This is a genomic window from Pseudomonas sp. PA-1-6B (assembly GCF_021609545.1).
GTDB classification, from domain to species: Bacteria; Pseudomonadota; Gammaproteobacteria; order Pseudomonadales; family Pseudomonadaceae; genus Aquipseudomonas; species Aquipseudomonas fluorescens_BV.
Genome location: NZ_WJZM01000002.1, coordinates 95763 through 110497, shown reverse-complemented (window position 1 = coordinate 110497; position 14735 = coordinate 95763). Strand labels below are relative to the sequence as shown.

The following is a 14735-nucleotide window of genomic DNA, read 5'->3' as shown; positions in this document are numbered from 1 at the left end:
GCGGAGTCTAGACCGCAAACACAGCACTTAGTTGGATGACCGAGCATATCGCGCACAGTGTGAAACATTCGTCGGGCAATTTGCGATTTGGCCTCTAGACTCACCTTGCTTATCATGGCCCGCCCACAGAATTCCAAGAGTTGCTTATGCGCCGCCTGCTCACCGGCTGTCTGGTTACACTGCTGCTGTTAGTCAACACGCTGATCCTGATCGGCCCCTTGATGGTCTTCGCCCTGCTCAAGCTGGTGGCGCCAGGGCGCTCGCGTGACTATGCCTCATGGGCGGTGATGTGGATCGCCGAAACCTGGGCCGAGATCGACAAGCTGATCTTCGCCGCGTGCATTCCCACTCAATGGGATATTCGCGGTGGCGAAGACCTGCGCGGCGATACCTCTTACCTGGTGATCAGCAACCACCAATCCTGGGTCGATATTCCCGCGCTGATCCAGGCATTGAACCGGCGCACGCCGTTCTTCAAGTTCTTCCTGAAAAAAGAACTGATCTGGGTGCCCTTCCTCGGCCTGGCCTGGTGGGCGCTGGATTACCCCTTCATGAAACGCTACACCAAGGCGTTCCTGGCCAAGCACCCGGAGCTGGCGGGGCAGGATTTGAAGATCACCAAAGAGGCCTGCGAGCTGTTCAAGCGCCAGCCGGTCACGGTGGTCAATTACCTGGAGGGCACGCGGTTCAACGAGGCCAAGCGCAAGCAGCAGGCTTCACCGTTTACCCGATTGCTCAAGCCCAAGGCGGGCGGCGTGGCATTTGTGCTGGCGGCGATGAGCGAACAACTGGACGCGATCCTCGACGTGACCGTGGTGTATCCGCAGCAAAAGATTCCGGGGTTCTGGGACTTGATCAGCGGCGCAGTGCCGAAGGTGATCGTGGATATCCGTACCCGCGAACTGGACCCGGCGTTGTGGCAAGGGGATTACGAGAACGATCCGGCGTTTCGCCAGACCCTCCAGAACTGGGTCAACCAGCTCTGGATGGAAAAGGATGCGCGCATCGAACAACTGCGCCAAGAACCTTAGCTGCCGGTACCCCAGGCCTGAGCCAATTTGCCCAGCACGGAACTGCTGGCGCCCTCGCCGCCCAGGTATTTCAGGATCACCGGGGCAAACTGGCCGACCATGCCGCTGTCCATGCCCAATGCGCTGAAGGCGGTGTTCAAGTCATTGGTGCTTTTCACGTTGCCCAACAGGCCGTCCAGGCCGCTGGTCTTGCTGCCACCGGTTTGGCCGAGCATCCCGCTCAGGGCACCGAGGCTGCCCAATGCGTTATTACCTGACAACTTGTCGAGGCCCGGCACACTGTTACTCAACTGCGAGAAGTCATTGCCGCTGAGTTTGTTCTTGGCCAGGCCCAGCATGGCGCCCGTGCCGCCCACTGCTTGCTCGGGGGTGATGTTCAGTTGCGAGGTCAGGGCCGTCAACAAGTCAGCCGTCTCTGACGTAGGCGCGGCGGCAGCAGCCTTGTTGTTGCCACCCTGCATGCCGGAAATGGCATTGGCTGCATCGCCAAGGCTGAAACCTGCGGCGAACACCGGGCCGGCGGCCACGGTCAACAGGCAGGACAGGGCAAAACCGCGTGAAATCTTCATCGAAACAACCTCTGGGTATAGGGGTAAACGCAGGCGTTGGACTGGGTATCCCGTCGGTTGTTCCGGAGCCCCTGAGGAACCCATCGGGGATAAGCGGGTCCATGAACTGACTACAAAATTTGTCGAGAAGAGACTTATGACTGCGATCCAACCCCCAGTGATTGAGCACAAGCCTGCGTTCTGGAGCCGCCCTCGCCTGTTCATCGGCGCCTGCGTGGTGGTGGTTGCCGGTATCGGCGGCGCGCTCTACACCCAGGACAGCGTCAAATCCGCGGCGACATTGGTGACCACGACCCAGCAGCCAGCCGCACAAATCATGGCCCACAAGGATTACCTGGAAGTGCAGCCGATTGCCTCCACGGCGCCAGCACCGGACCAAAGCCTTGAACTCTGGGCGATTCCCAAAGACGGCACACCGGTGTCCCTTGGCCTGCTGCCGGAGGATGGCAAAGGCATCATCGGCCTGAATCCGCGCCAGCAGGAAAGCATCAGCAAGCCAGTAGAGTTGATGGTGAGTTCGGAAACCAAGGGTGGCTCGGTGAGCAAGCAACCGACAGGGCCGACGGTCTACCAGGGTGCCCTGGCCACTCGCTAATCACCGGCTGACATTCGATTCAAAGGTGGGAGTAGGCTTGCCCTGATGCCGACCCATCAAGCGAACGCAATGTTCAAAGCAACAAAGATCAAATGTGGGAGCTGGCCTGCAAAAGCGATAGTGCAGTAACAGATGCCGTGACTGACACATCGCCTTCGCGGGCGAGCCTGCTCCCAGAGATGGTCTCATTTGCAGACTCACCGGCCGACCCGTTGCATGTCCCGTAACCTGCTGTAGCAGCTTCCAAGGAACCTAACCCGTGTAACGCCCCACCCAGATCGGCCTCCCAACGCAGAGCAGGGAGGACTACCTCGTGGACAAGGAGTTATAACGATGATCGGATGGGTACCTAATCTCTTTTCCCTAGTCACCGCCTACAACCTGCCAGCCCGCAACGCGGCCGTCGACACGGGCCAATGCCCTGCCGTCAGCGACATCCATTCAAAACCCTACACAGACCCCGACCTGCCGCCGCCCTATGGCGAGGGCTATCAGTATTCAGCCCAAACCCAAGGCAAAACATGGACGGGGCAAACCGCCGGGACCAACGATGATTTTCTGGACCCGGAATACGCACTGCAGGCAGAAGCCATCAACGTGCGCGACGGTAAGGTGCACTGTGATTACGGTGGAAAACGTTTGATAAAAAACGGTGAGGTGGCCGATCCCTATTTGCGGTTGACGGCGCTTAAGTGATGCAAAGGGCGACTCGAAGGTCGCCCTTTGTTTGCTTGCGCATCAACTGGCAGTTTCCAAAGAACCTGTAGAAGCGGGTTTGCTGGAAATAGCAAACCTCAGACAAGTCCTACTTAACTAACAATAGAAAACTATCAGACTGCAGCCAACCCGTTCTAAAAACAACCAAGCCACGGGCCAGGCCCCTCACGAAGTGCCGAAAACAGCAATGAATTTTTCGGAGAACGACATGTTTAAACCCTTCTTAAAACCCGGATTACTTGCAATTGCGCTGTTCGGACTTCCGGTCGTTGCAAGTGCGAGCGGGTTAGCGAGCGCTATCGGCACCATCATTGTTCCGATTGGAAATTCTTTCTCAAATCAAGCTGTCACCGAATCAGCATTTTCTCATTCATGCAGCACCGGGAAGTTTGTCGGCTACGTTCAAGGCGTTATTGCCGGTAGCGGAAGTACCATACATTACGTGCGCGTAGACAGGTACCGAATTGTGAAAACCGACGGGCACACCGACAGAAGCAAAGCCAATGTCAATATCAAGACCGTCAGCCGAAATGGAACCCGCGTGACAAAGTCAGCAGATGCCATGAAGCAGGATAGGCAATGGCATGATTTGAAAATGGCCAACTATAACTTCGGTTTGCGAAGTGCGGAAATTGAGATGATATTTGATAAGTCCGGGTCCGACCCTAGATGCTTTATCTCGATCTAAGCCGCTGATTGTTCGCCGCTGGTGCTCTTGCATTTACAAAAGCACCGGCGTCAGGCACCTAGCCAAATGAAAAGACAACTCGCACACGGTTTTTTGTTTGCATGCGAACAGTCAAATACCTTGTCGCCATCCCGCCTCCTTTATCGAACATCCTGAACTTCAAATGCTCGTGATCCCTGCCCCCCCGCTCGCCCTCTCGCTGCAGGGCGTGTGCAAGCATTATCAACTTACCAAACAGCCCATCTCAATTCTTGAGAACATAAACTTGCAGATAAACGCAGGTGACCACTGTGCCGTGCTTGGCACTTCGGGCTCAGGTAAGAGCACATTACTTAACATACTCGGCCTCTTGGACCGGGCTGATGAAGGGCGGTATGAGTTTTACGGACACGACACATCCAAGGCGACACCGGATCAACTGGCCGTGTTACGCAACCGACACCTAGGCTTCATCTACCAGAACTTCAACCTGATGCCACGCCTCAGCGCACTGGACAACGTCGCCTTGCCTCTCTCCTACCGTGGCCTTGGCCGGCGAGTAGCCCTGCAGCGTGCCATGCACAGACTCGACCAGGTCGGCCTCAGCCACCGGGCACATCACCTCCCCGCCGATCTGTCTGGCGGCCAACGACAGCGAGTCGCAATTGCGCGAGCTCTCGTGGGGGAGCCTTCCCTGATTCTCGCGGACGAGCCCACTGGCAATCTGGACAGCCGCACGGCAAACGACATTCTGGAATTGTTGCTGGCAATCAATCGTGAGCACCGCGTCACGCTGATTGTCGTCACCCATGATTTAGACATCGCCGCGCGCCTGGACAGACAAATTTTCGTTCAGGACCGCACCCTGCGTGAGCACGAACCGTGTCAGAACTGATGAGCGGCGGGAGCCAAACTTTTCGCGACCTGATACATGACGTCAGAACAAACCTGCGGACCTTGGGCAAACGCGCAGTGCTCACCCTTCTCGGCGTCGTCATGGGGAGCTGCTCGGTGGTCGCCCTCATCAATATCGGTCACAACGCCGCCGAAGAAGCCGCTGCAATCTTCCAGGGAATGGGTGTCGATACACTAGTTGCACAGGTTTCAAATGCCGCAGATACGAGGCAAACCTCGCCGCTGCCCGCAGGCATTACTCAACTGCGCAATAAAGTCCCTGATTTAGTGAACATTGCACCCGTTGCCCTGATGGGCAACTCAGTGACGTTCAAGGGGCGCGACATTTCTATCCAACTGATCGGCTCAACGCCCCCACTGAAACAGGCGTTGGGCTTGGAAGTGCATGAAGGGCGTTTTCTGAGCGAATTCGATGACCAAGCCACTCATGCAGTGATAGGCCGCCAGCTCGCCGATGAACTCTCCAGCGCTGGCACGCCGGTGCGCATAGGCGACACACTACGAGTGCAACATGCACTGTTCCAAGTCATAGGCGTTCTGCATCCACGGTTTGCGTCGGCGATTGCTCCGTTCGACCCCAACACCTCCATGTTTATTCCACTGCAAGGTGTCAGCCGACTACAAGCTTGGGCGCCAGTCACCCACGTTTTCGCACGTGCTCCGGGCGCGCGTCCTATTGGTAGCGTGGCGTCCGACTTCAAACACGGATTAAGACAGCTATTTCCAGGCCAGGACATCGACGTTCTGGTCCCCCAGCAGATCATCGACGGCCTGTCCCAACAGAATCGAACCTTCACCTATCTGCTAGCCGCCCTCGCTGGCATTTCGCTTATCACCAGTGGTGTCGGGGTGATGAACGTCATGCTGATGAGCATCGCGCAACGGCGTCGAGAAATCGGTTTGCGCATGGCCATGGGCGCTCGTCCCCGCGATATCCGCAACCTGTTCATGATCGAAGCACTGACCTTGACCACCTTGGGAGCACTTACCGGAGCCATCCTGGGCGTCGGCTTGGCCCTCATTTATGCCCGTGTATCGGGATGGAGCTTCGCGCTGTCGCCAATGTCGGTGCCGTTGGGCATTGGCAGCGCGATAGTAGTCGGTATGTTTTTTGGGCTTTACCCCGCCCTTTCCGCCTCGCGGCTACAACCTGTGGAAGCGCTGCGTGAAGACGAGTAGATACCTGGTGCTGACCGCAGCGTTTTTCTTGTGTGTCCAGAATGCCAAAGCCTCCTCGCTGTTAAGCGAGCAGACTATCGGCATGAGTCTGGCGGATGCCCTTTACCTTGGCCTGCGCAACAACCGTGAAATACGCAGCGCTTACTTGCAAAGGGAGGGCCAAAAATTCGACCTGCGCGTGGCTGAGGACGCGTTCAAGCCAAAACTCTTGCTCAAGAGTGAATACACAAACATCAGAAGCAGCGAAGACCAAGCTCGTCAACTCGCACTTACCCCCACGGCTACGTTGCTCGGACGGTACGGCACGCGCTTGAACGTGGGATGGACCCAGCAGCTCAACCATTCCGAGCAGGTGGGCCACCTGCGCAGCGACGGGATAAACCTGGAAATAATCCAACCGTTATTGCGCGGATCCGGCCCGGATGTCACCACCGCCCCCCTGCGGCTCGCAAGACTGTCAGAGCAAGCCAACCGCCTGAACCTCAAGGCGAATATTTCTCAAACGGTCTCCACCATCATCACAACCTATCGGGAGCTGATCAGGGCTCAGGAGCAACTGGGCATCGTCCAGGCGTCGCTTCAAAGGGCGCGGGCCTTGTTGACGGTAAACAAAGCACTGATCAACGCCGGGCGCATGGCTCAATTTGAAATCGTGCAGACCGAAGCTGACATCGCCGTCCAGGAACTGAGTGTCGAAGAAGCGCAAAACCAGCTGGATATTCAACGCCTCGCCCTGCTGCGCCTGCTGGCACTGGATTTGTCCACGAACATTCAGGCCACCGAGGCCTTACAGGCAACTCCACTGGAGGTCGATCTGCCACAAGCCATACACCTGGCGCAAGCTCAGCAACCTCAGTACCTCTCCACATTGCTCAATGGCCAGCAGGCCGCGTTGGACATGATCCTCGCCAAGGATGCCGCTCGCTGGGACCTCTCTCTGGTGGCGGGTGCCAGTCAGGTGCGTGAGCACCCAGGCACCGGCTCTGCTCGGCGCTGGGAAAGCTATACCGGCCTTCAGTTGGAAATCCCCATTGGCGACATCAGCACCCGCCAAGCGCAGACACGTGCGCGTATCAATGTAGAACAACAGCAGTTGCTAATCGCCGACGCCCGTCAAGAATTGGAACGCAACGTCAGCAACGTAGTGCGCGAACTTGGCACCCGCTGGCGTCAATATGAAATCGCCCTGCGTGCCAACGAACTGTCAACGCGCAAGCTGGACATCGAGCGCGAAAAACTCAGCGTCGGGCGCTCCAGCAATTTTCAAATCATCAGTTTCGAAAACGATCTGCGCGATGCGGAAAATGCACGTATCAACGCACTCATCGCTTATCTGAACGCCCAGACGCAATTGGACGAAACCCTCGGCATGACTTTGGAAAAATGGGAGATTGCACTTGAAGGCCCACACTGAAAAGGCCTGTCACTCGCACTATTGGCGCATAGGTTCGATGATGCTGATAGCGTTGATTGGCGCTGCATTGATCGTGAAAAAAGTTGCGATTGCGCCGCCCCCCGCACCGCAATGGGTGAGCGTGCAAACCAAGCCAATGACGCTACATATCGGCCTGGTCGGAAAATTCGAGCCTATCCAAACCATCGTGCTCAACGCACCATTCGAAGGCGTTATCCAGTCCCTCGAAGCCGAACAGGGCCAGTGGGTACAGAAAGGCCAAGCGCTTCTGAGCATGGACCCTACGCTGATCGAGCTGCAGTTACGCGAAGCCCTGTCCGGGCAACTCAAAGCCCAACGAACCGTGCACGAGTTGAACAATTGGGAAAACGGCACTCAAGTCACACGAGCGCGTCGTGCGTTACGCACCGCCGACATCTCACTGAGCAACCTGGAAGGCAGGCTACGAGAAAACCGCCATCTGTTCGAACGCGGCATTATTGCGCGCAACGAACTTGACGAACTGGAGCAGCAAACGAAGTTGCAACGACTTGAACGCAGCAGCGCTCAAAACGAGCTGAACGCGTTATTAGACGAAGGGAAAGGCCAGGCTCGGCAGATTGCCGAAATGGAGCTGACCAATGCCACGGTGAGGTACGAACAGCTGCAACAGTTGATTGCCAAACAAGTCGTGGTAGCACCGTTCACCGGCGTTATTGTTCCTGTAAATGCCGCACAAGGGGCCGGAGTAACGCCTCTCGTACAGACCGGCTCAAGGGTCAGTCAGAATCAGGCTCTGCTGGGTTTGGCCAATACCGAAACACTGAAGATCGTCACTACGGCATCCGAGCTGGATATCAACCAGCTGCAACCGGGACAGCGCGTTGAAATCCTGGGTGATGGATTTCTCGGCGAGCCGCTGCTTGGCCATGTGCAAGCGGTCGGCAACCTGGCCTTGCCCAGCGATGACCCCGGCGACAGTGCACTGTTTCCCGTCACACTGAGCGTGGCGGCATTGACGCCTGGACAGGCCAAGCGTATCCGTCCCGGTATGAGCGCACGCCTGAACATCACGACCTACCACAATGAACAGGCCATCATCGTGGCGCCCGAAGCGATAAGCCAGGAAGGCAGTGAAATGGTCGTGATTTACCGTAAAGGCGAGGGCCAGCCGATTGAACGCCGGATCGTAGAGGTGGGCCATGCCAACGCCGAGGGCGTAGAAGTTTTTGGTCTTGCACCCGGACAGGTGAGCCTTGGCAGTCCATCGCGAGAATGATGCGCGTCTTTGTTAAACAAAGGGCGACCCGCGGGTCGCCCTTTTGTTTGCTTTGCCTTTACGCCGCACTGAACAACTTATGCGGGTCAATCACAAACTTCTTCGGCACACCCGCATCGAACTCGCCATAGCCACGTGGCGCATCATCCAGGCTGATCACCTGCACACCGACGATCTCAGCGATGTTGATACGGTCCCACATGATCGCCTGCATCAGTTGGCGGTTGTACTTCATCACTGGCGTCTGCCCGGTGTGGAAGCTGTGGGATTTGGCCCAGCCCAGACCAAAACGAATGCTCAGGCTGCCCATTTTCGCGGCGGCATCGACAGCACCTGGATCTTCGGTCACATACAGGCCTGGGATACCGATCTTGCCTGCCACACGTACCACGCCCATCAGCGAGTTGAGCACGGTGGCCGGGGCTTCGGCCTTGACGCCGTCGTGGCCGTGGCCGCGTGCTTCGAAGCCCACGCAGTCAACGGCGCAGTCCACTTCGGGCTCGCCCAATAGCGCGGCGATCTGTTCGTGCAGCGGGGTGTCGGTGGACAGGTCGACCACTTCAAAACCCTGGGCCTTGGCGTGGGCCAGACGGATCGAGTTGACGTCGCCGATGATCACCACCGCTGCACCCAGCAAGCGAGCGGAGGCGGCAGCCGCCAGACCCACCGGGCCGGCACCGGCGATGTAGACAGTGCTGCCTGGGCCGACGCCGGCAGTAACAGCGCCGTGGTAGCCAGTGGGCAGGATGTCGGAAAGGCAGGTCAGGTCACGGATCTTCTCCATGGCCTTGTCACGGTCCGGCAGTTTCAGCAGGTTGAAGTCGGCATACGGCACCAGCACGTACTCGGCCTGGCCCCCGGTCCAGTCGCCCATGTCCACGTAGCCGTAGGCGCCGCCGGCACGGGCCGGGTTGACGGTCAGGCATACGCCGGTGTGTTGCTCTTTGCACGAGCGGCAGCGGCCACAGGCGACGTTGAAGGGCACGGACACCAGGTCGCCGATTTTCAGGTTCTCGACGTCGCTGCCCTTCTCGATCACTTCACCGGTGATTTCATGCCCCAGCACCAGGCCGGTCTGGGCCGTGGTACGGCCGCGCACCATGTGTTGGTCGGAGCCGCAGATGTTGGTGGAGACCACGCGCAGGATGACGCCGTGCTCAATCTTCCTGCCACGGGGGTCCTGCATTTTGGGATAGTCGATTTTCTGTACTTCGACCTTGCCGTTGCCGAGATACACGACACCACGATTACCAGACATGCTTTCACCTCGCTGTTGTTTTTATGGAACTGCGTTGCCCTTGGGGCAGCGCGTTAAGTGCTCGGGTACAGATGCTGTTTCTTGTGTTGCTTGTAAGGGCCTCATCGCAGGCAAGCCAGCTCCCACAGTGGATCGGGTTCACACATCCAGGAATGGGAGCTGGCTTGCCTGCGATAGTGATCTAAAGAACGACGGTGCGATTGGCGTTCAAGAACACCCGCCGCTCGATGTGATACCCCACGGCCCGCGCCAATGTGAGCCCTTCGATATCCCGCCCCTTGGCAATCAAATCCTCGGGATAGTGGCTGTGATCCACCACCTCCACGCCCTGGGCGATGATCGGCCCTTCATCCAGATCGTTGTTGATGTAATGCGCCGTGGCGCCCACCAGTTTCACGCCCTTGTTGTACGCCTGGTGATACGGCTTGGCGCCTTTAAACCCCGGCAGCAACGAGTGATGAATATTGATGGCCTTGCCATCGAGCTTGCGGCACAGCTCCGGTGACAGCACTTGCATGTAGCGCGCAAGGATCACCAATTCGGCGCCGGTGTCTTCCACCACTTGCCACACCTGGCGCTCCTGGGACGGTTTGTCGTTGGGGTCGAGCGGGAAATGGTAGTAGGGAATCTGGTGCCAGTCGGCCAAGGGTTTCAGATCGGGATGGTTGGACACCACCGCGACTACATCCATCGACAACTGGCCGATGCGCTGGCGATACAGCAGGTCGTTGAGGCAGTGATCGGCCTTGGAGACCATGATCACCACTTTGGGCCGGTAGTTCGGCGCCGTCAGTTCGAAGATCATGCCAAAGGCTTCACCACGGGTGGCCAAGCCATCGCGGAACGCCTGCTCGTCAAAGCCGTCAGGCTGACGGAACTCAACACGAATGAAAAACCGTCCCGAGAGGCGGTCATCAAACGAATGGTGCTCGGTGACGTAGCAGCCTTGCTCAAACAGGTAGCGGGTGACCGCGTCCACCGTGCCGAGCACGCTGGGGCAGTCGGCGGTCAAAATCCATGTATCGGGTGCGCGGCTCATGGGCGATTCCTCAGGCTTGAACGCTCAAACCGAATTCGGCCGAGGCATCCTGCAACCACAACCACCAGTAATCCGAGAAGCTGCGACGGATCAGCAGTTCCCAGGTGTCTTCAGCCGTATGACGGATCACCAGTTGCGACTTGGCGAACACCGTACCCACGGCTTTGCCGACCGGAAAGTTGTTGGGGTGTACGTCGTAGCTGGTGGACTTCATCAGCACATCGCGCACATTCGGGCCGCTCAGTTCAAGAATCTGCTGGCCGCCGCTGACGTTGACGATCTGGATATGCAAGTCGCCCAAGGCGGCGCGCAGGTTTTGCTCGGCGGCAAACTCTTCACCGCTCGGCACGATCAACAGCCACTCATCCGGGCCGAGCCACTGAAGGCTGGTTTCACCTTTGAAGACCACACTCAGCGGGCCGGGCAGTTCGATACCGACGGCCTTGTGTACGCCGGCGGCGAAGGCGGCGTCGTGGCCATCGCCACGGATAGTGAGGTGGCCGAGGAGTTTCTTTTCACGTACGGTCACGCCGGCATTCTTGCGGCCCTTGCCGACCAGGCTGGCAAGGTCGGCATGGTGCAGCGACGACTCGGCCTTGGCGCCGGTGGTGGGGCGTTGTTGGTAAACATTGGCTGCTGTCATAGAGCACCTGTCTGAATTCTGTGGTGACGGTTCTGGCCTCATCGTGGGCAAGCCCGGTTCCCATAGGGGAATGCATTCCACGTGTGGGAGCTGGCTTGCCTGCGATGCAGGCGCCTCGGTCTATCAGATGTTCTGCCGATCACCTTTGGGGTCAAAGAACACCGAAGACACAATCTCGGCCTCGATCACGCTGCCATCCGCTTGCGGCGAGAACACCCGCTGACCGATGCGCTTCAAGCCGCCCTTCACCACACCCATGGCAAACGAATAGCCCAGGGAGTTATGCGCATAACTTGAGGTAACGTGACCCACCATCTTCATAGGAATCGTCTGCTTCGGATCGAACACCAACTGCGCGCCTTCCGGCAACCACACGTTCGGGTCGATCGGCTTGAGCCCCACCAACTGCTTGCGCTCTTCACGCACGCAGTCTTCACGGTTCATCCCGCGCCAGCCGATCCACGAGAACGGCTTGGTACGGCCAACGCACCAGCCCATGTTCAGGTCGTCCGGGGTCATCGAGCCGTCGGTGTCTTGCCCGACGATGATGAAGCCCTTCTCGGCCCGCAGTACGTGCATGGTCTCGGTGCCGTACGGGGTCAGGTTGTACTTTTTGCCGGCCTCGACGATCTTTTCCAGCACGCCCATGGCGTAGTCGGCCTGCACGTTGACTTCGTACGACAGCTCACCGGTAAACGAGATACGGAACACCCGCGCCGGCACGCCGCCCACCAGGCCTTCCTTCCAGGTCATGAACGGGAAACCGTCCTTGTCCAGGTCGATGTCGGTGACTTCACTGAGCAGCTTCCGGCTGTTGGGGCCCGACAGGGTCATGGTTGCCCAATGGTCGGTGACCGAGGTGAAGTACACCTTGAGGTCCGGCCATTCGGTCTGCTGGTAGATTTCCAGCCATTGCAGCACGCGGGCGGCGCCGCCGGTGGTGGTGGTCATCAGGAAGTGGTTGTCGGCCAGACAGGCCGTCACGCCGTCGTCGAAGACCATGCCATCTTCCTTGCACATCAGGCCGTAGCGCGCCTTGCCCACGTCGAGCTTGGTCCAGGCGTTGGTGTAGATGCGGTTGAGGAACTCGCGGGCATCCGGGCCCTGAATGTCGATCTTGCCGAGGGTGGACGCGTCCAGCAGGCCGACGCTGTCACGCACGGCCAGGCATTCGCGCTTCACTGCGGCGTGCAGGTCTTCACCGTTACGCGGGAAATACCACGGGCGTTTCCACTGGCCGACGTCTTCAAACTCGGCGCCGTTCTTCACGTGCCAGGCCTGCAGCGCGGTGTAGCGTACCGGCTCGAAGATATGCCCACAGTGACGGCCCGCTACGGCGCCGAACGTCACCGGCGTGTAGTTGGGACGGAACATGGTGGTGCCCATCTGCGGGATGGTCACGTTCAACGAACGGGCGGCGATGGCCAGGCCGTTGACGTTACCCAGCTTGCCCTGGTCAGTGCCGAAGCCCAGCGCGGTGTAGCGTTTGACGTGCTCCACCGACTCGAAACCTTCGCGGGTGGCCAGTTCGATGGCGGCGGCGGTCACGTCGTTTTGCAGGTCGACAAACTGCTTTGGCGCCCGTGCGGTAGCTTTTTCGTGGGGCACCTGGAACAGCGCCAGGGTGGGTTCTTCAAGACGGCTCAAGGCTTTTGGCAGCGTGCCTTCAACCGGGGCAAAACCGGCTTCGCTGGCCGCACGCACGCCGCCTTCAAAGCCATCAGCGAGGGAATCGCCAAGGCCGTAGACACCGTTGATACCGCCAACGCACACGCGTTTTTGCGGTGCTTCACCGGGTACAAACCCGAGAATATCTTCACGCCAGGTCGGCTTGCCGCCCAGGTGCGAAGCTAGGTGCACCACCGGGCTGTAACCGCCGGAGCTGGCGACCAGGTCGCAGTCCAGCCATTCGCCGGGGCTGGTCACTTTATGCGCCTTGACGTCGATGGCAGCCACGCGGGCGCCGGTTACGTGCTTACTGCCACGGGCCTCGATCACGGCGCTGCCGGTGAGGATGCGAATACCTTTGGCGCGAGCTTCTTCAACCAGAGCCCCGCGTGGGTTGTGGCGCGCATCGGCCACCGCAACAACGGTGAGGCCCGCATCGAACCAATCCAGCGCAACGCGGTAGGCATGATCGTTGTTGGTCGACAGCAGCAGCTTTTTACCCGGTGCCACGCCGTAGCGACGCACGTAGGTAGACACCGCACCCGCGAGCATATTGCCCGGCACATCGTTGTTCCCATACACCAGCGGACGCTCGCACGCACCGGTGGCCAACACCACACGCTTGGCACGTACGCGGTGGATACGCTGGCGCACCACGCCGATCGGCGCACGGTCACCCAGGTGGTCGGTCAAACGTTCGTGAATGGTGAGGAAGTTATGGTCGTGGTAGCCGTTGACGGTGGCGCGGGGCAGCAGCACCACGTCTGGCAGGGCTTTCAATTCGGCAATGACGCTGGCAACCCATTCAGTGGCCGGCTTGCCATCGAGGCTTTCACGGGAATCGAGCAGCGAACCACCAAATTCTTCCTGCTCGTCGGCGATGATCACCCGAGCACCGCTGCGCGCAGCGGCCAATGCTGCGGCGAGACCAGCGGGGCCCGCGCCCACGACCAGCACGTCGCAATGACGGTTGAAGTTGTCGTAGGTGTCCGGGTCGTTCTCGGTGGGCGAACGGCCAAGGCCCGCCGCCTTGCGGATGTACTTCTCGTAGGTCATCCAGAACGATTGCGGGTACATGAAGGTTTTGTAGTAGAAACCCGGCGGCATCAGCTTGCCGCCGACCTTGCCGAGAATCCCCATCATGTCGTTGTTCACGCTCGGCCAGCCGTTGGTGCTGGTAGCAACCAAGCCTTGGTACAGCGCCTGTTGGGTGGCGCGCACGTTGGGGATCTGCGTGGCTTCGGTGGCGCCGATCTGCAGCACCGCGTTCGGCTCTTCGGCGCCCGCGGCAAAGATGCCCCGAGGGCGCGAGTACTTGAAGCTGCGACCAATGATGTCGACGCCGTTGGCCAGCAGGGCTGCGGCCAGGGTGTCGCCTTCAAAGCCTTTGTAGCTCTGACCGTTGAACGTAAACGTCAGGACCTTATTACGGTCGATGCGGCCACCGTTGGACAGGCGATTGATCTGGCTCATACCTTCTCTCCAGAGGCCTTGGCGGTGAACTGAGGCTTCTCACCGATCTTGTAGGTTTCAAGAATTTCGTAGGTCACAGTGTCGCGGGTGGCGTTGAAATACTGACGGCAACCGGCGGCGTGGATCCACAGTTCGTGGTGCAGGCCGCGCGGGTTATCGCGAAAGAACATGTAGTCGCCCCACTGCTCGTCGGTGCAGGCATTCGGGTCCAGCGGGCGCGGGATGTGCGCTTGGCCGGACGCGTGGAATTCCTCTTCGGAGCGCAGTTCGCCACAGTGAGGACAGAAGATATGCAACATAGGGAATTTC

At 58.9% G+C, this 14735-nt stretch carries 14 protein-coding genes; 8 read left to right on the top strand and 6 right to left on the bottom strand.

The window, feature by feature from the left end:
• Positions 1–146 precede the first annotated feature (146 nt).
• Positions 147–1031 (top strand): acyltransferase, encoded by an 885-nt coding sequence (locus GIV35_RS02065; protein ID WP_236264075.1) that lies wholly within the window; start codon positions 147–149, stop codon positions 1029–1031.
• Here the strand turns inward: GIV35_RS02065 and GIV35_RS02060 are convergent.
• The gene (locus tag GIV35_RS02060; RefSeq protein ID WP_105228781.1) at positions 1028–1600 is read right to left on the bottom strand and encodes a DUF2780 domain-containing protein; all 573 of its coding nucleotides are present in this window, start codon (positions 1598–1600) and stop codon (positions 1028–1030) included. The genes GIV35_RS02065 and GIV35_RS02060 overlap by 4 nt on opposite strands.
• Positions 1601–1736: 136 nt before the next feature.
• Here GIV35_RS02060 and GIV35_RS02055 point away from each other — a divergent pair, with 136 nt between their 5' ends.
• From GIV35_RS02055 to GIV35_RS02025, 7 genes are all read left to right on the top strand, one after another.
• Complete coding sequence (locus tag GIV35_RS02055; protein WP_034128870.1) at positions 1737–2195, top strand: anti-sigma factor domain-containing protein; 459 nt, start codon at positions 1737–1739, stop codon at positions 2193–2195.
• A 333-nt stretch (positions 2196–2528) separates the two neighbouring features.
• Complete coding sequence (locus tag GIV35_RS02050; RefSeq protein ID WP_034128871.1) at positions 2529–2891, top strand: hypothetical protein; 363 nt, start codon at positions 2529–2531, stop codon at positions 2889–2891.
• Between the two features lie 229 nt (positions 2892–3120).
• Positions 3121–3600, top strand: coding sequence for a hypothetical protein (locus GIV35_RS02045; RefSeq protein ID WP_236264076.1), 480 nt, complete (start codon positions 3121–3123; stop codon positions 3598–3600).
• A 163-nt stretch (positions 3601–3763) separates the two neighbouring features.
• Positions 3764–4474 (top strand): ABC transporter ATP-binding protein, encoded by a 711-nt coding sequence (locus tag GIV35_RS02040; RefSeq protein ID WP_198714419.1) that lies wholly within the window; start codon positions 3764–3766, stop codon positions 4472–4474.
• Positions 4474–5673, top strand: a complete 1200-nt coding sequence (locus GIV35_RS02035; RefSeq protein WP_054920766.1) for an ABC transporter permease — start codon at positions 4474–4476, stop codon at positions 5671–5673. The genes GIV35_RS02040 and GIV35_RS02035 overlap by 1 nt, the downstream gene beginning before the upstream one ends.
• 7 nt (positions 5674–5680) lie before the next feature.
• Positions 5681–7087 (top strand): TolC family protein, encoded by a 1407-nt coding sequence (locus tag GIV35_RS02030; protein WP_236264077.1) that lies wholly within the window; start codon positions 5681–5683, stop codon positions 7085–7087.
• A 73-nt stretch (positions 7088–7160) separates the two neighbouring features.
• A complete protein-coding gene (locus tag GIV35_RS02025) occupies positions 7161–8345 on the top strand; it encodes an efflux RND transporter periplasmic adaptor subunit (RefSeq protein ID WP_374956773.1) in 1185 nt (394 codons plus the stop codon).
• 58 nt (positions 8346–8403) lie between these two features.
• Here GIV35_RS02025 and fdhA read toward each other — a convergent pair whose 3' ends face one another.
• The 5 genes from fdhA to GIV35_RS02000 form a co-directional block, all read right to left on the bottom strand.
• The gene (gene fdhA / locus GIV35_RS02020) at positions 8404–9603 is read right to left on the bottom strand and encodes a formaldehyde dehydrogenase, glutathione-independent (protein WP_014720230.1); all 1200 of its coding nucleotides are present in this window, start codon (positions 9601–9603) and stop codon (positions 8404–8406) included.
• A 181-nt stretch (positions 9604–9784) separates the two neighbouring features.
• Positions 9785–10642, bottom strand: a complete 858-nt coding sequence (gene purU / locus GIV35_RS02015; protein ID WP_005792124.1) for a formyltetrahydrofolate deformylase — start codon at positions 10640–10642, stop codon at positions 9785–9787.
• A 10-nt stretch (positions 10643–10652) separates the two neighbouring features.
• Positions 10653–11285 carry a sarcosine oxidase subunit gamma gene (locus GIV35_RS02010; RefSeq protein WP_003194852.1) on the bottom strand — a complete coding sequence of 211 codons (633 nt, stop codon included), beginning with the start codon at positions 11283–11285 and terminating at the stop codon, positions 10653–10655.
• Positions 11286–11408: 123 nt separating this feature from the next.
• Positions 11409–14426 carry a sarcosine oxidase subunit alpha gene (locus tag GIV35_RS02005; protein WP_105228785.1) on the bottom strand — a complete coding sequence of 1006 codons (3018 nt, stop codon included), beginning with the start codon at positions 14424–14426 and terminating at the stop codon, positions 11409–11411.
• A complete protein-coding gene (locus tag GIV35_RS02000; RefSeq protein ID WP_003194855.1) occupies positions 14423–14725 on the bottom strand; it encodes a sarcosine oxidase subunit delta in 303 nt (100 codons plus the stop codon). Before GIV35_RS02000 ends, GIV35_RS02005 begins: the two co-directional genes overlap by 4 nt.
• Positions 14726–14735 lie beyond the last annotated feature (10 nt).